Source organism: Superficieibacter sp., from assembly GCF_032071645.1.
GTDB lineage: Bacteria > Pseudomonadota > Gammaproteobacteria > Enterobacterales > Enterobacteriaceae > Superficieibacter.
The window spans coordinates 216,887-237,762 of the sequence record NZ_DAMAPU010000004.1 but is presented as its reverse complement, the minus strand read 5'-3'; the positions used below and the strand labels follow the sequence as shown (position 1 = coordinate 237,762).

The 20,876-nt window shown below is 57.0% G+C and carries 21 protein-coding genes and 1 tRNA gene; 4 read left to right on the top strand and 18 right to left on the bottom strand.

Annotated elements, in window-relative coordinates:
* Window positions 1-107: 107 nt before the first annotated feature.
* From purK to ppiB, 4 genes are all read right to left on the bottom strand, one after another.
* On the bottom strand, window positions 108-1,175 hold the full coding sequence (gene purK, locus RT197_RS10220) for a 5-(carboxyamino)imidazole ribonucleotide synthase (protein WP_312949981.1): 1,068 nt from the start codon (window positions 1,173-1,175) through the stop codon (window positions 108-110).
* Window positions 1,172-1,681, bottom strand: a complete 510-nt coding sequence (gene purE, locus RT197_RS10215; protein WP_312949978.1) for a 5-(carboxyamino)imidazole ribonucleotide mutase — start codon at window positions 1,679-1,681, stop codon at window positions 1,172-1,174. Before purE ends, purK begins: the two co-directional genes overlap by 4 nt.
* A 118-nt stretch (window positions 1,682-1,799) precedes the next feature.
* Window positions 1,800-2,522: a UDP-2,3-diacylglucosamine diphosphatase gene (gene lpxH / locus RT197_RS10210; RefSeq protein WP_312949975.1), complete on the bottom strand. Its 723-nt coding sequence runs from the start codon at window positions 2,520-2,522 to the stop codon at window positions 1,800-1,802.
* A 2-nt stretch (window positions 2,523-2,524) separates the two neighbouring features.
* Window positions 2,525-3,019: a peptidylprolyl isomerase B gene (gene ppiB / locus RT197_RS10205; protein ID WP_312949974.1), complete on the bottom strand. Its 495-nt coding sequence runs from the start codon at window positions 3,017-3,019 to the stop codon at window positions 2,525-2,527.
* A 176-nt stretch (window positions 3,020-3,195) separates the two neighbouring features.
* Here ppiB and cysS point away from each other — a divergent pair, with 176 nt between their 5' ends.
* The gene (gene cysS, locus RT197_RS10200) at window positions 3,196-4,581 is read left to right on the top strand and encodes a cysteine--tRNA ligase (RefSeq protein WP_312949972.1); all 1,386 of its coding nucleotides are present in this window, start codon (window positions 3,196-3,198) and stop codon (window positions 4,579-4,581) included.
* Window positions 4,582-4,618: 37 nt separating this feature from the next.
* Here the strand turns inward: cysS and RT197_RS10195 are convergent, their stop codons facing one another.
* The 5 genes from RT197_RS10195 to folD form a co-directional block, all read right to left on the bottom strand.
* Window positions 4,619-5,143 (bottom strand): metal-dependent hydrolase, encoded by a 525-nt coding sequence (locus tag RT197_RS10195; protein ID WP_312949970.1) that lies wholly within the window; start codon window positions 5,141-5,143, stop codon window positions 4,619-4,621.
* A gap of 65 nt (window positions 5,144-5,208) precedes the next feature.
* On the bottom strand, window positions 5,209-6,225 hold the full coding sequence (gene malI, locus RT197_RS10190; protein WP_312949968.1) for a Mal regulon transcriptional regulator MalI: 1,017 nt from the start codon (window positions 6,223-6,225) through the stop codon (window positions 5,209-5,211).
* 61 nt (window positions 6,226-6,286) lie between these two features.
* The gene (locus tag RT197_RS10185; protein ID WP_312949966.1) at window positions 6,287-7,786 is read right to left on the bottom strand and encodes a PTS transporter subunit EIIC; all 1,500 of its coding nucleotides are present in this window, start codon (window positions 7,784-7,786) and stop codon (window positions 6,287-6,289) included.
* A 201-nt stretch (window positions 7,787-7,987) separates the two neighbouring features.
* Window positions 7,988-8,200, bottom strand: coding sequence for a ribosome-associated protein YbcJ (gene ybcJ, locus RT197_RS10180; RefSeq protein WP_312949963.1), 213 nt, complete (start codon window positions 8,198-8,200; stop codon window positions 7,988-7,990).
* A gap of 1 nt (window position 8,201) precedes the next feature.
* On the bottom strand, window positions 8,202-9,068 hold the full coding sequence (folD, locus tag RT197_RS10175) for a bifunctional methylenetetrahydrofolate dehydrogenase/methenyltetrahydrofolate cyclohydrolase FolD (RefSeq protein WP_312949961.1): 867 nt from the start codon (window positions 9,066-9,068) through the stop codon (window positions 8,202-8,204).
* Window positions 9,069-9,277: 209 nt separating this feature from the next.
* On the opposite strand from folD, the gene RT197_RS10170 reads away from it, so the two are divergent.
* A tRNA-Arg gene (locus tag RT197_RS10170) sits at window positions 9,278-9,354 on the top strand.
* A gap of 166 nt (window positions 9,355-9,520) precedes the next feature.
* Here the strand turns inward: RT197_RS10170 and RT197_RS10165 are convergent.
* The 9 genes from RT197_RS10165 to RT197_RS10125 all read right to left on the bottom strand — a co-directional run bounded on the left by RT197_RS10165 (window position 9,521) and on the right by RT197_RS10125 (window position 18,892).
* Window positions 9,521-10,966 carry a D-aminoacylase gene (locus tag RT197_RS10165; RefSeq protein ID WP_312949959.1) on the bottom strand — a complete coding sequence of 482 codons (1,446 nt, stop codon included), beginning with the start codon at window positions 10,964-10,966 and terminating at the stop codon, window positions 9,521-9,523.
* Window positions 10,967-10,979: 13 nt separating this feature from the next.
* Window positions 10,980-11,765 carry an SDR family oxidoreductase gene (locus RT197_RS10160; protein ID WP_312949957.1) on the bottom strand — a complete coding sequence of 262 codons (786 nt, stop codon included), beginning with the start codon at window positions 11,763-11,765 and terminating at the stop codon, window positions 10,980-10,982.
* A complete protein-coding gene (locus RT197_RS10155) occupies window positions 11,765-12,703 on the bottom strand; it encodes a dihydrodipicolinate synthase family protein (protein WP_312949955.1) in 939 nt (312 codons plus the stop codon). The genes RT197_RS10160 and RT197_RS10155 overlap by 1 nt, the downstream gene beginning before the upstream one ends.
* A 16-nt stretch (window positions 12,704-12,719) precedes the next feature.
* A complete protein-coding gene (locus RT197_RS10150; protein ID WP_312949954.1) occupies window positions 12,720-13,397 on the bottom strand; it encodes a GntR family transcriptional regulator in 678 nt (225 codons plus the stop codon).
* Window positions 13,394-14,353 carry a biotin-dependent carboxyltransferase family protein gene (locus tag RT197_RS10145; protein WP_312950460.1) on the bottom strand — a complete coding sequence of 320 codons (960 nt, stop codon included), beginning with the start codon at window positions 14,351-14,353 and terminating at the stop codon, window positions 13,394-13,396. The genes RT197_RS10150 and RT197_RS10145 overlap by 4 nt, the downstream gene beginning before the upstream one ends.
* On the bottom strand, window positions 14,353-15,069 hold the full coding sequence (pxpB, locus tag RT197_RS10140; protein ID WP_312949952.1) for a 5-oxoprolinase subunit PxpB: 717 nt from the start codon (window positions 15,067-15,069) through the stop codon (window positions 14,353-14,355). Before pxpB ends, RT197_RS10145 begins: the two co-directional genes overlap by 1 nt.
* On the bottom strand, window positions 15,066-16,067 hold the full coding sequence (locus RT197_RS10135) for an ABC transporter ATP-binding protein (protein WP_312949949.1): 1,002 nt from the start codon (window positions 16,065-16,067) through the stop codon (window positions 15,066-15,068). The genes pxpB and RT197_RS10135 overlap by 4 nt, the downstream gene beginning before the upstream one ends.
* Entirely contained in the window at window positions 16,048-17,757 is a 1,710-nt protein-coding gene (locus tag RT197_RS10130; RefSeq protein WP_312949946.1) for an ABC transporter permease subunit, read from the bottom strand. Before RT197_RS10130 ends, RT197_RS10135 begins: the two co-directional genes overlap by 20 nt.
* A gap of 85 nt (window positions 17,758-17,842) precedes the next feature.
* Entirely contained in the window at window positions 17,843-18,892 is a 1,050-nt protein-coding gene (locus RT197_RS10125) for an ABC transporter substrate-binding protein (RefSeq protein ID WP_312949944.1), read from the bottom strand.
* Between the two features lie 125 nt (window positions 18,893-19,017).
* On the opposite strand from RT197_RS10125, the gene RT197_RS10120 reads away from it, so the two are divergent.
* Entirely contained in the window at window positions 19,018-19,794 is a 777-nt protein-coding gene (locus RT197_RS10120; protein ID WP_312949942.1) for a 5-oxoprolinase subunit PxpA, read from the top strand.
* 133 nt (window positions 19,795-19,927) lie between these two features.
* A complete protein-coding gene (locus tag RT197_RS10115; RefSeq protein ID WP_312949939.1) occupies window positions 19,928-20,851 on the top strand; it encodes a dihydrodipicolinate synthase family protein in 924 nt (307 codons plus the stop codon).
* The last annotated feature ends 25 nt before the right edge of the window (window positions 20,852-20,876 follow it).

Sequence of the window (20,876 nt, the reverse complement as noted above, 5' to 3'; positions counted from 1 at the left end):
CAACTTTAACCGTGGTACGCACTACTCCCTCTCCCTTTGGGAGAGGGCAGGGGAGAGGGGAGTCCGGGAATGGAATTCCCTCTTTTCCTCAGAATAAAAAGACCACATTACCCTAACTTACCCTGCGCCCAGGCAATACCGCTGGCGTACTCCGGTGGCAGCAGCGGGGTCAGCGCTTCCAGCGTCGCGCTCAGGCGATCCCTGTCGCTGTCGGTCAGATTAAGATGCCCCACTTTGCGCCCGGCGCGCACCTCTTTGTCATACCAGTGCAGGTGGATCAGCGGCAGCTTGAGCCAGTCATAGTTAAGATCGGTGCCGATCAAATTCACCATTACCGACGGGCTGTCCACCACCGGCTGCGGCAACGGCAGCCCGACGATCGCCCGCAGGTGCAGTTCAAACTGGCTGATCGACGCGCCGTTTTGCGTCCAGTGACCGCTGTTATGCACGCGCGGAGCCAGTTCGTTTATCAGCAACCCGCCTGGCGTGATAAAACATTCCATCGCCATCACGCCGACATAATTCAGTTCGTGCAGAATGGTCGAAAGCATGGTTTCGGCCTGCGCCTGCTGGTTGGCATTCGCCTGCGGGAAGGCCACGCTGGTGCGCAAAATCCCGTCCTGATGCAGGTTATGCGTCAGCGGATAAAACACCGTGCTGCCATCCTGCGCGCGCGCACCCACCAGCGATACTTCACCGCTGAAGTTAATTCCCTGCTCAACAATACATTCGCCGTAGCAGTCCTGCGGAAGCTGTGCGGTATCCGCCGCGCGCAAGCGCCACTGCCCGCGTCCGTCGTAGCCTCCCACCCGGCGCTTGACGATCGCCAGATCGCCGAGACGTTCAAACACCGCAGGCCACTCGTCTGCGCTCGCCAGCAACTGCCACGGTGCGGTAGCCAGCCCCAGCTTATCGAATAGCTGTTTCTGCGTCAGACGGTCGGCGATCACCGGAAAAACGTCGCGGTTGACGAAGGCGGGATGACGCGCCAGTTCGCGGGTCAGGGGCGTTTCCGGCCAACGCTCAATTTCAGCGGTAATGACGCTTTGGGCAAAGGGCACCGCTTCCGGTTCAGCATCCAGTCCGATGGGCCAGACCGCAATGCCCAGCGGCTCACCGGCCTGGCGCAGCATCCGCCCCAGTTGACCATTGCCCAGTACGCAGACCTGCTTCATGCCGCACCTCGCGGGTCCGGGTTATCCAGCACCTCGTCGGTTTGCGCTTTGCGCCACTCGACCAGACGCGCCAGCAGTTCAGCATCATGCTGGGCGAGGATTTGCGCTGCCAGCAGCGCTGCATTCGCCGCGCCCGCTTTGCCAATCGCCAACGTGCCAACCGGAATACCGCGCGGCATCTGCACAATGGAATACAGGCTATCCACACCGCTTAAGGCCGCGCTCTGGACCGGCACACCCAACACCGGCACCAGCGTTTTAGCGGCGATCATCCCAGGAAGATGCGCCGCCCCGCCCGCACCGGCAATAATCACCTGAAAACCATTGTCCTGCGCGCCTTCGGCGAAGCTGAACAGTTTATCGGGGGTGCGGTGTGCGGAGACGACTTCGACGTGGTGCGGGACATTCAGGGCATCAAGGATTTCGGCGGCGAACTGCATGGTTGCCCAGTCACTTCTGGACCCCATCACGATGGCGATACGTGCCGGATTGTTGCGGGAAGACATGCGTCTCAAAACTCCTGTGGGTGTGCTTCACACGACTGACAAGGCCACAGAGAATAGCATGGAAAACCGGGGAGGAAAACGGTTGCGTAGGAGGATATTCGGCAGTATCAGGTCAGCATTAAAACGGAAAATGAATCAGTTCAACGTCGCCCCGCGTGACTTTCACCATCGATCCCTCGCTGTGCCACGCGCCCAGCACCACGCGGAATGCAGGCTGTCCGTTTGCCACGCATTCATGCACGGCGGGGCGGTGTGTATGACCATGGATCAGCCATTGCACATGATGTTTTTCGAGCGCATCAACGACCGCCTGCGGATTCACGTCCATAATTTCCAGCGATTTCGTGCTGTTCGCCGCTTTGCTGTTCGCCCGCATTCTGGCAGCGATACGCTGGCGGATAAAAAGCGGAAGCGCGAGAAACAGTCGCTGAAGCCACGGCTGGTGGACTTTGGCGCGAAACGCCTGATACCCGGCGTCGTCGGTGCACAAGGTGTCGCCGTGCATAATCAGCACCCGGCGTCCGTAAAGGTCGAGGATTTTCTCTTCCGGCAGCAGGATCATGCCGCTTTCACGGGCAAAACGTTTACCGAGCAGAAAATCGCGGTTGCCGTGAATGAAATAACAGGGGACGCCGGAATCAACCAGCGCGTTGATTGCCGCCGCGATTTGTCGATGCAGCACAACCGGATCGTCATCGCCAATCCAGGCTTCAAAGAGATCGCCGAGAATGTACAGCGCGTCGGCCTGACGAGCTTCTTCGGCTAAAAAACGCAGAAAACCGGCGACGATCGCCGGTTCTTCCGTGCAGAGGTGAAGATCTGCAATAAAGAGTGTCGTCACGCTTATTCGCTGACGGTCACGCTGGTAATGATAACGTCTTCTTTAGGAACGTCCTGATGCATACCGCTGCGACCCGTAGACACGCCTTTGATTTTTTCAACAACGTCCATACCTTCAACGACTTCAGCAAATACGCAGTAGCCCCAGCCCTGAAGGCTTTCGCCGGAGAAGTTCAGGAAGTCGTTATCGGCGACGTTGATGAAAAACTGTGCGGTTGCAGAGTGCGGTGCCTGAGTACGGGCCATTGCCAGCGTACCACGGGTGTTTTTCAGACCGTTGTTCGCTTCGTTTTTGATCGCTTCTTTGGTCTCTTTCTGACGCATACCCGGTTCAAAACCGCCGCCCTGAATCATGAAGCCGTTGATTACACGGTGGAAAATGGTGTTGTTATAAAAACCTTCGCGACAGTAATCCAGGAAGTTTTTAACTGTTTCAGGCGCTTTATCGTCAAAAGTTTTGATTACGATATCGCCGTGATTAGTGTGGAATGTAACCATTTTTGTATCCTGTTCCGTTATAGTGGCACTTCAACCCGACAGCGGGTCACAGATAAGCGCATGTTATAGCATAAGCAGGAGGTTCGATCATCCCGCAAAGTGTGCTGCTTCGTCTGCAAATTATGGTTATTATACGGACTTTACAATCCACACACGTCTACCACATGGAATCATCGATGTTGAAAATTTTTAATACTCTGACGCGCCAAAAAGAGGAATTTAAACCTATTCATGCCGGGGAAGTCGGCATGTACGTGTGTGGTATCACCGTTTACGATCTCTGCCATATCGGTCATGGTCGCACTTTTGTGGCTTTCGACGTTGTCGCGCGTTACCTGCGGTTTCTCGGCTATAAGCTGAAATATGTGCGCAATATCACCGATATTGACGACAAAATCATTAAGCGTGCCAACGAGAACGGCGAGAACTTCGTGGCGCTGGTTGACCGGATGGTGAAAGAGATGCACACCGATTTCGATGCGCTGAATATCCTGCGCCCGGACAGCGAGCCGCGCGCCACCCAGCACATCCATGAAATCATTGAACTTACCGAACGCCTGATCCAGCGCGGTCACGCTTATGTTGCCGATAACGGCGACGTGATGTTTTCGGTAGAAACTGATGCCGACTACGGCAAACTATCGCGGCAGGATCTGGATCAGCTCCAGGCAGGCGCGCGCGTTGAAGTCGTTGACGTGAAGCGTAACCCGATGGATTTCGTGCTGTGGAAGATGTCCCGACCGGGCGAGCCGAGCTGGTCTTCGCCGTGGGGCGAGGGGCGTCCGGGCTGGCACATCGAGTGCTCGGCGATGAACTGCAAGCAGTTGGGTTCACATTTTGATATTCACGGCGGCGGTTCGGATCTGATGTTCCCGCACCATGAAAATGAAATCGCCCAGTCCACCTGTGCGCATGATGGCGAGTATGTGAACTACTGGATGCACTCCGGCATGGTGATGGTTGACCGCGAAAAGATGTCCAAATCGCTGGGCAACTTTTTTACCGTGCGCGACGTGCTGAAATATTATGACGCGGAAACCGTGCGCTACTTCCTGATGTCCGGTCACTATCGCAGCCAGCTTAACTACAGCGAAGAGAATCTGAAGCAGGCGCGCTCAGCGCTGGAACGTCTGTATACCGCGCTGCGCGGGACGGATGCGTCGGTCGCAGCGGCGGGCGGCGAAGCCTTCGAAGCCCGTTTTGTTGAGGCGATGAACGATGACTTCAACACCCCGGAAGCCTACTCGGTGCTGTTTGATATGGCGCGTGAAGTTAACCGCCTGAAAACGGAAGAAGGGCAGGCGGCAAACGCCCTGGCCTCGCACCTGCGTAAACTGTCTCACATTCTGGGGCTGCTGGAGCAGGAGCCGGAAATGTTTCTGCAAAGCGGCGCGCAGGCCGACGACAGCGAAGTGGCGGAGATTGAAGCGTTGATCCAGCAGCGTCTGGACGCACGCAAAGCCAAAGATTGGTCGGCGGCGGATGCAGCACGCGACCGGCTGAACGAGATGGGGATCGTACTGGAAGATGGCTCGCAGGGTACGACCTGGCGACGGAAATAAATGTGTCAGGCCCGGCTTTTCGCCGGGCCTTTTTACATCATCCTCTGCGCCACCACCACAATAATCCCGCCAGTACTGCGCCCGGCAGCCACACCCACAGCAATTCCGAAATAATCACCTGCTGCCCGTACGGCGTGGCGTAGCGTGAGAGCGCAAACGGCGCGACCTTGATCACCTGCCACGGTGCAAAAAAGCGTTCATCCGACCACGGCCACAGCCAGCCGACACCTTTCCCGCCGGTGGTCACGGAATCCAGCAGGCTGTGCGATAGCAGCGAAACGGTCAAAAATAGCCAGCAGCGAACAAGACCGGCTTTAAACCATCGTCGGCCCGCCAGCACGCACAAAATCGGTATCACAAAAGCAAACAGCAGCGAATGGGTAAATCCGCGATGGCCGAACGCGTTGCCATAGGCGACGCCAAACTTAAATGCCAGTACGTCCGCATCCGGTAGCATGGCGAGGACTACGCCCGCAAACAGCAGGCGCGGCGGAATAATGCGTAACCCCAGCCCTGCGCCGAGGCAGAGCGGGATGGCTGCGTGAGTGACAATCGTTGGCATAATGGGAAATCCTTTTAAAAATTACTTTCCGTTATACGTCGTGCGGTTATTCAGTACACCGTCCATCACGCCGATTCGCGTATCACCAGTTGCCCGGACAGGGTAATGCGCTGATTCAGCAACTCTGGCTGATTGATTTTGCGGATTATCAGCGCGGCGGCCTGACGTCCGGACTCTTCACTGGCGGAAGAAACGTAGGTAAACGACGGCGAGGTCAGGTTGACGTGCAGCATATCTTCAAAGCCGAGCAGGGCGACCTGCTGGGTCAGGAACACATCTTTACCAATGGTGCGCCCCACCTGATGAATGCCGCTGATGGAGCCGATAATGGCATCCGGGGAATGGCACAGCAGGGCGGTAATGGTGTTATTTTTTTCCAGCAGATGCCGCGTGGCGTTGCTGACCGCGCGGGTATCTTCGCTACAGGCGGCGCTGGACTCTTCCCGATACACCATCCCGTTCTGGGTCAGGGCGCTGCGAAAGCCTGACAGCCGTTGCTGGCGGATCAAATCATTCTCTTTGCCGCCGACGTAGGCAATGCTGCGGTGCCCGCGCTCAATCAGATAGCGGGTGGCGAGGCTGGCGGCCTGGCGGTTATCGCGCATCACCAGATTGCACTCTTCCTCAAGCAGCGACTGTGAGACGACGACTAACGGCAGCGGACAGTGGCGGATTTGCGCGGGAAGTTTGGCGGAAGTGGTATCGGACGAGAGATAAATCACTCCCGCGACGCCCTGCTGCTTGAAGGAGAGCAGGCAGCGTTCAAGATGGTCATTCTCATTGAGCGGCTGGCCGAGGAATACCATATATCCCTGTTTTTCCAGCTCCTGAACAATGCTCGCCATCACTTTGATGGAGTAACTGTCGCTGAAGTCACGCAGGATCAGGCCGATCAGATTAGAGCGATTTGCGCGCAGATTAGCGGCTGCCACGTTGTGAATGTAGCCCAGCTTATTGATGGCAAGATGAACTTTCTCGATAGTCGCGCTGGAAATCTTTCCCTTTTGACGCAGGACCAGCGACACGGTGGAGACCGAAACGCCTGCCTCGCGTGCGACATCAATAATGCTGACTTTCTTCAATTCCGCTCCCTGAATAAAAGTGTCTCCCGCGCAGGCGGGAGACGGTGTGACGAGTGTAGGGCTATCGGCCTAACTGCGTCGTCATGGTTTGTGCGATAAACTGGGCGCGGGCACCGAAAATAATCTGCACGCCCCGGTCCCCTACATATACCACGCCGCGCGCGCCGATACCGTTAAGCCCGTCTTTATCTACCGCATCGCCCTTCGCCACTTCAAGACGCAGACGAGTAATACATGCACCGACGGACTGAATATTCTGCGCACCGCCGATAAGCCCGATAATCTCTGTCGCCAGCTCTTCATCGGTTTTATCGCTGGCATCAGCGGTAATGTCGGTGCGGCCCGGCGTTTTCACGTCGAAGCGGCGGATCACAAAACGGAATGTGAAATAGTAAATCGCCGCCATTGGCACCCCAACAATAATCGCGTTGAGGAAGTTGGTCTGGTAGCCGTTAAACGACGGCAGTATACCAAACGAGATGTAGTCGATAAGCCCGGCGGAGAAGGATTTTGCGATATGCGCATGGAGAAGATACATGCACATATACGACAGTCCCGCCATGATCGCGTTAAACACGTACAGTACCGGTGCCACGAAGATAAAGGTAAATTCAACCGGCTCGGTGATCCCGGTCAGGAAACAGGTTAAGCCCGCCGAGAACAGAATACCCGCCGCGATTTTTTTGTTGCGGGTGTGCGCTTCCTGATACATCGCCAGACAGGCCGCAGGCAGAGCAAACAGCATCAGCGGGAACTCGCCCTGCATAAACTTGCCAGCGTTCTGGTAGCTGTCGCTGCTGAACGATTTAACGCCTTCTTCCAGCATTTTGAACCAGATAGTCTGGTCGCCGTGGATCACCTGTCCGGCCTGGGTGGTGTAATCGCCGAACGAGTACCAGAACGACGGATACCAGATGTGGTGCAGACCCAGTGGGATCAGCGCGCGCTCGACCAGACCAAAAATAAAGGTCGAGGCTGCCTGGTTATCACCATTAACAATCACCGACAGCGCGTCAATCCCGGCCTGAATATGCTGCCAGACGTAAGGAAGCAGCAGACCCATGATGAATGACAAAAACGCGGTAGCAATCGCGACAAAACGCTTACCGGAGAAAAAGCCGAGGAACTCCGGCAGTTGCAGGGTGTGGAATTTGTTATAACACCACGCCGCCAGAATACCGCAGATCAGGCCGCCAAAAACGCCCATTTGCAGCGTTGGAATACCGACCACCATCGCGTATTTGCCGCCCTGCGAGGCCATTTCCGGCGTGATGGACAGCATCGTGCTGATGGTGATGTTAGTAACGAAAACCGACACCGCCGCCGACAGCGCGGCAATACCAGATTCCGACGCCAGCCCGACGGCAGAGCCAATGGCGAACAGCATCGGCAGGTTATCAAAAATAACCCCGCCCGCGTTCATCATTAGCGGTAAGTGGAACTTATCCCCGAACGCCAGCAGTAAGCCTGCCGCCGGAAGGAGTGAAATCGGCAGCATTAACGCGCGGCCAATCATCGATAGCTTTGAAAGCGATTTTACAAACCCTGATATCAGACTCATGCTGACTTCCCCCGGTGTTGGCACTGTAACGCGCCGTCTTATTTTATTTTAAGTATAACGTTTTAGTAGAACGTTCTACTTATCGTGGGAGATCGCCGGATTGCTGGCAACTGAAATTTCACTGCCGGTCAGACAAAATTCTGATTCTTTGAAGTTGATCGAAAATTAGCCCTTATTGCTAAGGGCTAAAGGGGGAGGGGATCAGGCGGTAACGGTGATTTTTTGTCCATCAAATGCCACGGTCTGACCGGCCACGATTTTGCAGCGCTTGCGGGTTTCAACCTGACCATCCACCGTCACCTGGCCTTCGGCGATAAAGATTTTCGCCTGCGCGCCGCTTTCGCTCCAGCCTTCCAGCTTCAGCAGATCGCACAGTTCAACGTGGGGATGTTTACCTAAAGAAAATGTCGCCATCTTAAGCGCCCTCAATATCATGATATTCTTCGCACGCCTGGAGCGTGTTTTCGATAAGCGTGGCGACCGTCATTGGCCCCACGCCGCCCGGAACCGGGGTGATGAAAGAGGCGCGGGCGGCAGCGTCTTCAAACACCACGTCACCCACCACTTTTCCATTTTCCAGCCGGTTAATGCCGACATCGATAACAATCGCGCCTTCTTTGATCCATTCGCCGGGAATAAAACCGGGTTTACCCACGGCAACAATCAGCAGATCGGCATTTTCAACGTGATGGCGCAGATTGCGAGTAAAGCGGTGCGTTACGGTGGTAGTGCAGCCTGCAAGCAGCAGTTCCATGCTCATCGGGCGGCCGACAATATTGGACGCGCCAATGACAACCGCGTTCAGACCGTAGGTATCAATATTGTAACGTTCAAGCAAAGTGACGATCCCGCGCGGGGTGCAGGGGCGCAGACGCGGCGCGCGCTGGCACAGACGACCAACGTTATAGGGATGGAAGCCGTCAACGTCTTTATCCGGCCGGATGCGCTCAAGCACTTTTACGTTATCGATTCCGGCAGGCAGGGGAAGCTGCACCAGAATGCCGTCGATAGTGGTGTCGTCATTGAGCTTATCAATCAGTTCCAGCAGTTCAGCTTCGCTGGTGGTGGCGGGTAAATCATAAGAGCGGGAAATGAATCCGACCTCTTCACACGCTTTGCGCTTGCTGCCAACGTAAATTTGCGAGGCAGGGTTGCTGCCGACCAGCACCACGGCAAGCCCCGGAGCGCGAAATCCAGCCGCCAGACGCGCCTTCACTTTTTCCGCAACTTCAGAGCGCACCTGCTGCGCAATCGTTTTACCATCAATAATCTTTGCTGCCATCAGAGAGAGGATTCCATCTGTCAGAAAACATAAGGGGGATGGTTATATTTTGTCAGAAGCGCGGCGTGCTGTCAGGTATCGTTTTTGATATTCGTCACTTTTCACCGGACCGCAGGGGTGAAAGCGCTTATTTACCGACCATCCGGTTGCAAAGCCATTGACTCAGCAGGCGTTGACCGTATAATTCCACGCGTTTCACCTTCCTCAATGCGCCCTTAGCTCAGTTGGATAGAGCAACGACCTTCTAAGTCGTGGGTCACAGGTTCGAATCCTGTAGGGCGTACCATTTTCAGTTCCACTAAAGTCTCTCCAACCCAGTAAACACGCTCTGTAGCCATAAATTTTACTCTCTCAGGGTCTACTCACGTCGATTAAAATCCACACCATAATGGGGGCATCATTGGGGGCATTCCTGGGTTCAATAAAGTCGATGCCCCCAAATTTGTTCCCGTTTACCGGTGAATGACCTGCCCGGCTGATTGATGGCGAATTTCACCATCATCCCAGGCCAGGTGGCCATTGACCCATACCTTCTCAATACCTTCAGCCCGGGTACACGGCTGCGCAAAAGTGGCGCTGTCCTGTACCGTCTGCGGGTTAAACAGGACCATGTCGGCATAATACCCGGCGGCAATCCGCCCGCGACGGTCGATACCCAGCTCAGTAGCGGGAAGGCCGCTCATCTTATTGACCGCCGTGTGCAGCGGGAACAGCGCCAGTTCACGACTGTAATGACCCAGCACGCGGGGGAAAGTACTCCATAAGCGCGGGTGCGGATGGTTATCGTGCGGCATGCCGTCAGAGCCGATCATCGTCGGCGGGAAAGCCAGAATACGCTGGACATCGTCCTCATCCATCATGAAATAGATAGCCCCGGCGGGCATTAGCCGCTGTGCCGCCTCTTCATCGCTAACGTCCCATTCGGCCGCAATCTCCGCCAGCAGCCGTCCGGCAAGCTGTGGATACGGCGTCGACCAGCTCACCAGCACCTTTGCCGCTCTTGCGATAAATGCCGGGTTTAAGGTTGTGGATGAGGCGTTATAGGGGTAACAATCCAGCGATACCGGCTGGCGAGCGCGGGCGGCCTTAATACTGGCGAGCGTTTCCCACGAACGGCCATGGTTTTTCACGCCGGCTAATTTATGGTGAGAGATCAATACTCTCACCCCCAACCGACGACCAATCTCATAGGTTTCATCAAGTGAGTCCAGCACTGCTTCAGCCTCGTTACGCATATGGGTCGCGTAGAATGCCCCATAGCGCGCCAGGGGCTCAGCCACCGCAACAATCTCATCAATAGTGGCAGCCCGTGCGGGCGGATAAAAAGTCCCGGTCGAGAAACCAAACGCACCGGCGGCAAGAGACTCTTCAAGCAGATCCCGCATCCGGGAACACTCGTCCTCACTGGCGCTACGGTCCAGAGAATCCCCCATCACGCTGGCCCGCAGCGTCGTATGCCCCACCATACAGGCGGCGTTGACGGCAATACCGCTACTGGTCAGCTCCGCCAGATAGTCGGAAAAATGGGGGAAGCGCAGCCATTCAGGCGTCGCTATCAGATCCAGTGGCGCGGGAACGTTCGCCATCCGTGCAGGGGCCAGGCTCAGGCCGCAGTTGCCGGTAATCACCGTCGTCACGCCCTGGGACAGCTTCGCGGTCATCATCCCCGGCATTAACAGCGCCCGGTCGTCATGGGTATGAACATCAATAAACCCCGGCGCCAGCGCCAGACCGTGCCCCTCAATGATATGCTCCCCGGCCAGCGAGCCCGGTGAGCCTGTGGCCGTAATATATTCGCCAGCAATCGCCACATCCGCGGGTACCGGCGGCTCGCCACCGCCATCAAACAGCAGCACGTTACGAATCACCAGCGCCTTACTGCGTATAGCCTCATTCATCGACTTCTCCACGTTAAAGAGAGGGGATCATGCCGCCGTCAACCCGCAACACGCTGCCGGTGATGAACGACGCCTGCTGACTGGCAAGGAAGGCTGCCGCAGCACCATACTCATCCGGGCGGCCATAGCGCCCGACCGGGATCGTCTGCTGGCTGTTGCTACGTACCGTCTCAACGCTGACGCCTTCACGCCCGGCGCGCGCGGCGTCAAGCTGACCAACGCGCTCGGTGGCAATGCGCCCCGGCACCAGCACGTTCGCTGTAATTCCGCTGGGGGCGACTTCCGCGGCCAGTGTTTTCGACCAGCCCAACAGCGCCATACGCAGCGTATTGGACACCCCCAGCCGGGCAATTGGCGCGACCACGCCGGAAGAGGTACTGGTAATAATGCGCCCCCATCCCTCCGCATGCATATCGGGAAGCACCTTATCGGTTAACTGAATCAGCGAACTGACCATTGCGCTAAACTGCTGTTGCCAGATCTCCGCATTAACGCCAGAGGCGGTGGAAGGGGCGGGACCGCCAGAGTTATTCACCAGAATAGTGATCGTACCGAAGCGCTGACGGATCTCGCCAAGTACCACATCAAAGGTCTGCGGATTTGCCAGATCCAGCTGCCAGGCCCGGGCTTCCCCTCCGGCCTGCGTAATGAGCGCCACCGTTTCCGCCAGCTTTTCTTTATTGCGCCCGGTTACCGCGACCTTCACGCCTTCAGCGGCCAGTACCTGGGCTATAGCGCGACCTAAGCCGCTTCCCGCACCGCACACCAGCGCCGTTTTTCCGCTAATCATAAAATCCATTAGTTCAGCCCCTTATCTGCCAGTTTACGTTCCAGGCGAGCCATCAGCCCGCTCAGTTCCTGTAGGTCGATGCGGTCGAGAACCGGCCCCGGCTGGCGGACGGCGGCGCTTTTTATCGCCCCGCGCCGACGCAGCGCCTCTTTGCGCAGCCCCAGCCCAATGCCGTACTGAAACTCATGGCGCAGCAACGGCAGGTAGCAATCGAAAATATCTTCGCCGTGGCCCGGGTTACCCTCGGCATAGGCCTGGCACACCTGTACCAGCATTTCCGGCCAGGCAAAGCCGGTCATCGCCCCGTCAGCCCCGCGCGCCAGCTCCTGCGGCAAAAAGAGCCCGCCATTACCCACCAGCACGCTGATACGGCGCAGCCCGAGAGCCTCGCTCTGACTGCGGAGCTGGCTAAGTTTGCGCATTCCCGGCAAATCTTCGTGCTTAAGCATCACGATTTGCGGCAGCGCCTCAATTAAGCGCAGCATGACCGGAACGGAGGTGTGAACCCTGGTCGATTGCGGGAAGTCCTGTAAACAAATGGGCACCTCGTTGCCAAGCAATTGCGCCACGCTTAAATAGTAGTTTTCCACCTGCGGGTCGGTTGCCAGATTCGGGCCCGGTGCCAGCATGACCCCCGCAGCGCCGTTATCCATCGCCGTTTTCGCCAGACGTTCTACATGACGATGGGAAGCATGACTGACGCCGACCACCACCGGTACTTGTCCGTTTACCCGCGCCAGTACCCGTTGCATGAAGCTTAACGCTTCCTCTTCGGTAAGCTTATGCGCCTCGCCCATCATGCCGAGGATGGTGATCCCGCTAACGCCTTTTTCGAGATAGAAGTCGATCAGGCTGTCCGCGCTGGCTAAATCCAGCTCGCCGTGGTCAGTAAACGGCGTGGCGGAAATAATGTATACGCCGTTTGCTTGTTCGTTCAGTTTGCTCATTACCTTTCTTCCCTACTCAGATTGCCGTAAATCGGGCTACGATACCGGCCCGCGCCTGGGTCAGATGAAAGACCATCGCTTCTCTGGCCCCCGACGCATCACCGACGTGAATGCGTTCCATCAGCGCGATATGCTCCTGGCAGCCGGGCTCGAAGCGAGCGACGGTGCTGTTCTGGTCAAAGGTGCGCGCTTTAATGCGTAAATCAAAAATCATGCTCTCAAGCATGGCGTTACCGCAGTGGGCAGCAATGGTCTGGTGAACCAGGTTATCGATACGATGGTTCTCAGAGGCGGAAAAATCCCGCGCCTGTCGATGGGCGGTCAGTGCGCTAATCACCGATTGCGCCTGTACCGTCGGCATACGGGTTGCGGCGGCGAACGCCGCTTCCCCCTCAAGCAGAATGCGCAGTTGCAGGATCTCCAGATACTCGCGGAGCGTGGGCTCTTTCACGATGAGCTGCCCGCGTCCGCCCCGGATGGCGAAGCCGCCGCCGACCAGACGGCTGAAGGCTTCACGCAGCGGCGTGCGCGACACCCCCAGCGCAGCCGCCAGCGCTCGCTCCTGCAACGGCATGTTGGTGGGGATCCGTCCCTGCTGGATCATTTCCAGTAGCTGCCGATAGGTCGCTTCTGTGAGATCCTCGCTGCCCGGATTGAGGAAAATATTGTCTACATCAGTCTGTGTTTCACTCATAGCCAGCTCACTTCCGTTGATTGAATATGCTGTAAACAGGCAGCGATGCCCTTTTGCAAACGCTGCCAGCGTGCAACGCCTTCCGGTACGGTGACCGCACGAAACGCCACGCTCTGCCCCGGCCTCAGTTGCCCAACGCGCGGCAGATCCGCCCCAATTAAGGTGGCGATTTTGGGATACCCTCCGGTGGTCTGACGATCGTGCAGCGCAATAATCGGCTGACCATTACCGGGAATCTGAATGCTCCCGGGCACCACCGCATCGGAAACCATATCGGCCCCGTACACATGCGCCAGCGCAGGCCCCACCATCCGGTATCCCATTCGGTCCGCATGGGCGCTAACCCGATAGCGACCCTGTAAAAACGTGAGTAGCGAAGCTTCGGTGAAGGCCTCCTGCTGCGGCCCCATCACCACGGATAGCGGGCCGCTGGTGTACAACGTTGTCAGATGCGCGTGCAAACAGCGGCGGCGTCCGATATCGGTTTGTTCCGCCAGCGGCAAGCGATCGCCTTTTGCCAGCGCCCGCCCATTCAGGCCGCCCAGCGATGCCCTGCTCAGCGTGGCACGGCTGCCTAGGACAGGTTGCGTAGCGATACCGCCAGCGAAAGTGAGATAGGCGCGCAGCCCGCGCTGTATGCGTCCAACAACCAGTTCACTGCCCTGGGCCAGCCGGTGACCGACCCAGGGTTCCAGCACCCGACCCTCCGCCTGCGCTTCGACCGCACCGCCGAGACACACGATGCATTCACCCCCCATTACCCGGTATCGCCCACCCAGCGCCGTTAATTCCAGGGCCGCGCACTCCGGTCCGTTGCCAACGACGGCATTCGCTAATCGAAACGCAATCATGTCCATGGGCCCGGATGCCGGTACGCCCATATGGGCAAAACCACAGCGTCCCTTATCCTGCACGGTGGTCAATAATCCTGGAGAAATCACTTCCAGCCAGCGCATCACGCCATCTCCGGCTCTGGGTACCAATCCGCTGCCCGGCACTCGTCGTCGAGGCGAGAAAACTCATGCGCAGTGATGGGCATAAAGCAAACTTCATCCCCGGCCTGAAACAAAAATGGCCTTTGCCGCAGCGCATCAAATGTACGCCAGGGGGTGCGGCCAATAAGGTGCCAGCCGCTGGGACCCGCCACCGAGCTGATTGCCGTCTGCTGGCCGCCGATATTGATACTGGAAGCGGGCGTCATCGCACGCGGCGACGCACGACGCGGGGTATGCAACATTTCTGGCAGGCCGCCGAGATAGGCGAATCCCGGCATAAAGCCCACCATGTAAACCCGATAGCGCGCGGTACTGTGTAAATCAATCACCTGCTCCTGGCTTAGGCCGTGCCCCTGCGCCAGCGCAGACAAATCTTCGCCATAATCGCCGCCATAGCACACCGGCACACGCCAGCGGCGGCGCACTGAATGCATCGCTGGGGGCTGGTTCATCAAGAGAGTTACCCGCCCGCAAAGCTCGCTACAGGTGAGCATTAAGGGGTCAAACACAACGGTCAGAGAGCGATAGGTGGGAATAATTTCGCTCACACCGGTCGTACCGTTCAGCGCAGCCGCAAGCGCCAGCACCCGGGCATTCAACTGGTCGTCGATGCTATCGCCGAATTCAACTAATAGCGCCTGTTCGCCCACGGCGATTAAACGTGGATAGCCGTTCACGCAGACTCCCTGAAAGACATCGCCAGTTCCGGCTGAAAGCCAAAGCTGATCATCTGACCGGAAATACGCTCTTCGGGCGGTAGATCGACCGGCGCGTAAGCCACTACCATCTGCCCCTGATACTCAATCAATAACTTCCAGTGCAGGCCGCAAAAGGTCGCCATCATAATGTTGCCCTTGTAGCGCCTGGACGCCTTCTCGCTGGCGCGGCCAACCAGCATATGCTCGGGCCGAATGCCCAGCATTCCGTCGTGCTCGCCGGGGATGAAATTACACTCGCCGAGAAAACCGGCGACAAAACGGCTATCTGGCTGACGATAAAGGGTCTGCGGAGAACCATCACCAACAATCTCCCCCTTATCCATAATGATTATCCGATCGGAGAGATTCATCGCTTCTTCCTGATCGTGGGTGACAAACACCACCGTCAGCCCCAGCTCCTGATGCAGTTGTTTAATCTGGATCTGAATCGACTGGCGCAAATTTTTATCCAGTGCGCCAAGCGGTTCATCCATCAGCAAAATATCCGGATTGAAGACCAGCGCCCTGGCCAATGCGGCGCGCTGTTGCTGACCGCCAGAGAGCTCTCCGGGCAGGCGTTTGCGAAACGTTTCCAGACTCACCAGCGCCAGCGCCTCACCGACCCGCCGTTCAATATCAACCTTCGCCAGGCGGCGCATACGCAATGGAAAGGCGACGTTCTCAAATACCGACATATGCGGGAAAAGGGCATAGTTCTGGAATACCATGCCGATATTGCGGTCAGAAATGGGTTCGCGAGTCACGTCCTTACCGGCAATCTGTACGCTGCCGCCATCAGGGCGCTCAAACCCGGCAATCACTTTCAGCAGCGTCGTTTTTCCAGAGCCGGAAGCGCCCAGCAGCGTACAGAACTCGCCGCGTGCCACCTGAAGATCGATGTGCGGCAGCGCTACCGTTGAACCGTAGGTTTTGCGAATGGCGTTAAGATTGACATCTTTACCCTGCATTTGACGCATGTTTGCCTCCATTACGTTTTATCAGGCTCTGCAAAATCAGGATCCCCGCCGTCGCCGCGATCAGTACGCAGGAAGCCGAAATCACCGTCGGGTCAAAATCGAATGCCAGTCCTTCATACATGAGTTTTGGCAGGGTTCGATTACGGATAGTGGTAAGGAATAGCGACATCACAACGTCGTCAAATGAGGTTACGAAAGCAAACACCGCTCCGCCGATCATGCCGGGGAGCAGAATCGGCAACATAACCCGGCGGAACATCTGCCAGGGACTGGCTCCGAGGCTATAGGCCGCCAGCTCAAGGCTGGGATCGAATCCTTTGAGCGCCGCACGTAACGTAATAAAGGTATAAGGGGTGGCCAGAACGGTATGGCCGAGGATCAGCGCCACCGAATTGTTGATTAATCCTAAAGGTCCGCACAGATAATAAAGCGAGACCGCAGTAATAATGGCGGGCACCGACATGGGAATGATAAACAGCGTCTCTAACCAGCTTTTGCGCGGCGAACGAAGTTTATGGATCCCCATCGCGGCGGTCGCTCCCAGCACCATCGACAGAATGGTGACGATCAGCCCAATCCGCACGCTCTCGCCCAGCGCCAGCATCCATTTACGGTCGGTAAAAAAGTTAACATACCAGCGCACGCCGTATTCAGCAGGAGGGAAAGTAGGGAAGCTGGCGGTGCCGAAGCTCATCGGGATGACGACAACAATCGGCAGGATAAGAAATAGCGCCACCAGCACGCCTGCACCTGCGCTGATACGACCGCCGCCGCTGCGCTGCGTCACGACAACCGACTGGCTGCCTTTACCGCTGGACCCTCCCATCAACTTATCAAGGCCAAACAGGCGATTAAACAGCCATAGCGCGACCAGCGTGGTGATCAGCAATACGCAGGCCAGCGCGGCGGCGATGCCCCAGTTCAGCTCGTCGGTAATATTGTGCGAAATAAGCTCCGCAACCATGCGCTGTGCCGGTCCGCCCATCAGCGACGGCGTGATGTAGTAACCGACTGCGTTCATAAATACGATGACCGCGCCAGCAACAACGCCAGGACGCGTCAGCGGCAGGATGATGCGGGTAAATACGCTTAGCGAATCTGCGCCTAAACTTTGCGCCGCCTGCAGCAATGAGCTGTCCAGGGAACGGAATGAGGCGTAAAGCGGCAGCACGACGAAGGGCATCAGAACATGAACCATGCCAATAAGCACGCCGGTAAAGTTATAGAGAAATGCCACCGGCTGCGAAGTGATTTGCAGGGTCATCAACAGATTATTAAGTGGGCCGTTTTGCTGCAGCAGCGCGATCCACGCCGAGGTGCGCACCAGGGCGCTGGACCAGAACGGTAGCAGAACGGCGAAGAAAAGCAGCTTCGCCATCGCCGGTCGCACCGAGGCCATCAGCCAGGCCAGCGGGTAGCTCATCACAATGCAGCCGACCGTCACCGCCACCGCGATAACAAAGGTGTTTTCCAGCACAATGCGATAAATAGGGGTATCCCACAGGTGGAGATAGTTTTCGAGGCTAAAGTTCCCCTGCACCAGGAAACCTTGTTTAAGCAGTCCGGCAATCGGCCAGACAAAAAACAGCAGTAAAAAAAGCAGCAACGGTAGCGTCGCCACGAGGGACAGCCCGGGCCATCGGATCCGCCGGGATGGGGTAAGGTTGTCGGTCAATATCGTTGCCACCATAACACACTCCGTTCTGGACGAGGCACCGTCGGAGATACCCCGTCCATCCAGTTACTCACTGAATAAACTTATGTTTCGCACGTCTTTATTGCGCCCGCACCTGGTTGTAGCGCTCAATGATGGCCGGGCCATTTTTGTCCCACCATCCGGCATCCATAAACAGGGTGTGCTGCAACCGTTCCGGGGTGGACGGCAAACGTTCCTGACGCGCTTTATCGATATACTGCATCGCCTCACTGGTGGTCGGGCCATAGGCGATGTACTTACTGAACTCCGCCTGATGCTGCGGCGAAATAATATAGTTGAGCAGCTTCAGCGCCGCGTCCCGGTTGTGCGCCCCTTTGACCAGCGCGAAATAACCGACCTGAGCGACGGAGTCATCCCAGGACATTTTGATCGGTACGCCGGAGTCAATGCCCGACTGGAAGCGACCGTTCCAGCCCAAAGCCATCACTACTTCACCGCTGGAGAGCGCCTGCACCGGTTCCGCGCCGCTCTTCCACCATTTCGCTACGTAAGGTTTGATTTTCTTAATCTGGTCCATCGCCCGGTCGACCCCTTCCGGGGTACTGAGCGTTTTATAGACATCTTCCGGCTTGACACCGTCGGCAATGAGCGCGGCTTCGATAACTGTGGCTGGTTCGTCCTGCAGGGTGCGTTTACCGGGGAATTTCTTCACATCCCAAAAATCAGCAAAGGTTTTCGGCTGCGGTTTGCCATCCGGGAAGGCCTTGCCAGAGAAGCCTATCAGGGTGGAGAAAATCTCTGAGGGAACGCCGTAATCGTTGCGCGCGCCGGGGATCACATGCTGTTGATTCACCATTTCCGGGGTGATCTTTTCAAATACCCCCAGCTTAATGCCGCGGGCCAGGCGCGAGCTATTTTCCGTCACCACGTCCCATGACACGGTATTAGTATCCTGCATGGCTTTCAGTTTGCTGACCTGCGGATCGGTATCTTCCACGACATCAATACCGGTTTCTTTATTAAAGGGTTTCAGCCAGGCTTCGCGGATCGCGTCCTGATAGGCTCCGCCCCAACTGGCAAAATAGAGCTCATCCGCGCTGGCGGACAGGCTATAGCTCATGGTCAACAGGCCCAATGTCAGACAGCCTGCTTTAATTGATGGTTTCATCTGCTCACTCTCTCCTGGTTAAACATTCGCTTATCGGCGCATTCGCCTGCGGTGTCATGATGGCTTTTACCCTTTGGCATTCTCATTGCATGCATTTGGTATACCAAGTGTATCGAGGAGCAATCATGCAAGAAGTGGACCTGAATTCAGATCTGGGTGAAAGTTTTGGTCAATTCAGCGTTGGCGACGATGAAGCCATGCTGGATCTGGTGACTTCAGCCAACGTCGCCTGCGGTTTTCACGCCGGGGATGCGCTGGTGATGCACCGCACCATCGCCCACGCCAGAGCGCGCGGGCTGGACGTCGGTGCCCATCCAGGGTTCCTTGACCTGTGGGGCTTCGGCAGGCGCTCCATTATCGGCGACTGCCCGGCAGACATCGGCAAAATGGTGGTGTATCAACTGGGTGCCATGCAGACCGTGGCGCGGGTCTGCGGCCACGCAATGACTCACGTCAAGCTACACGGCGCGATGGCTACCCAGGCCTTCACCGACGATGCTTTATCTGAGGCCATCGTCAGCGCCATTCTCGCCGTGGACCGCCAACTCGTGCTGGTCACCACGCCGCGTAATGCGACAGAACGCGCGGCGCGCAAAGCCGGGCTGCGCGTCGCCTGCGAAGTGTTCGCCGACCGCAGCTACGGTGAAAACGGACTCACCCTGGCGCGCCATCTCCCGGATGCCATCATTCACGACCCCGAACGTGCTGCCAGCCGTGCGCTGCAAATGATTGAAGAACAAGCAATTCGTACCATTAGCGGCGTCAAAATCCCGATGCCCGTTCACACCATTTGCGTTCACGGCGATAACCCGCAGGGCGTGGCCATCGCGCGCGCGCTGCGCGAACGTCTGACCGCCGCTGGTGTCGTCATTCGCCCGCTTAGCCAGTTGGCTCATCTGTGAGCCGTTGCCACATGAATGAACAAATAATGCTCACTCATTGTGCACATTTGCACCATCGACAGGCAGCCGTCGGTCATGAAAAACAAAACCATCGTCATGCCGCCGTGGTGTGACCTGTAAAGGAGAGAAAGAGATGAAAGACAGGATTGAATGCCGTGAAAGACTGCGCGGAATTTTCAATATCACCGTGACCCCTTTTACCGCACAGGGTGAGATTGATTACGCCGGACTGACCGCCAATATTGAGCGCGTCATTGGCCTCGGCTATGACGGCATCCTGATTGGCGGAACCTATGGCGAATTCCCTGCGCTGAACCCTGAAGAGCGAGCGTCAATTTTCCGCCATGTGATGCAGGTGGTCGGCGATCGCGTTCCGGTGATGCTGTGTAGCGCAGGTTCAGATGCGCGGGTAGTTCGCGAACTGACCGCGCTGGCAGGCGACCTCGGTGGCCTGCCGATGGTCACGCCGCCTTTTGTTTCGGAAGTCACCGACGCGCAAATCGTGAGCTTCTTCCGGGAAATGGCACCGTTATCTAAGACCGGGATTCTGGTCTACAACGCGCCGGGTATTGGCATTACTCTTCCCCCTGTGCTTCTGGAGCAGCTGGCGGATATCCCGGAGGTCGTGGGCATCAAGCAGGGCGACCTGAATCCAACCGTTATTGACCAAATTGCCAATCGGTTGTCCGGCCGTCTGCGTCTGTTCTGCGCCTCAGATCTGGCGTTTTTAGGCCCAATGATGTGCGGTTTTGATGGGATCAGCACCACCAACAGCGGTGCGCTGCCTGAACTGGTACTGGCCAGTTTCCGGGCGCTGGAGCGAGGCGATGCCATCGCCGCCAGAGAGTTGCACCGCCTGTGGTACGGCTTCCGTGCCCTCGCGCGTCGCCATGGCCAGCCGCAACTGGTGAAGGCAGCGATGAATCTGCGCGGCTTTAACGGCGGACATGTACGTTCACCGCTGATCGATATCACCCCCGAGGTGATTGCCGAAACTCAGGCGGAGCTTCTGCGACTTGCCGCCGATGCGCGCAGCGGCGTCACGCTACCGGCATGAATCCCCTGAGACAAACGAATACGCC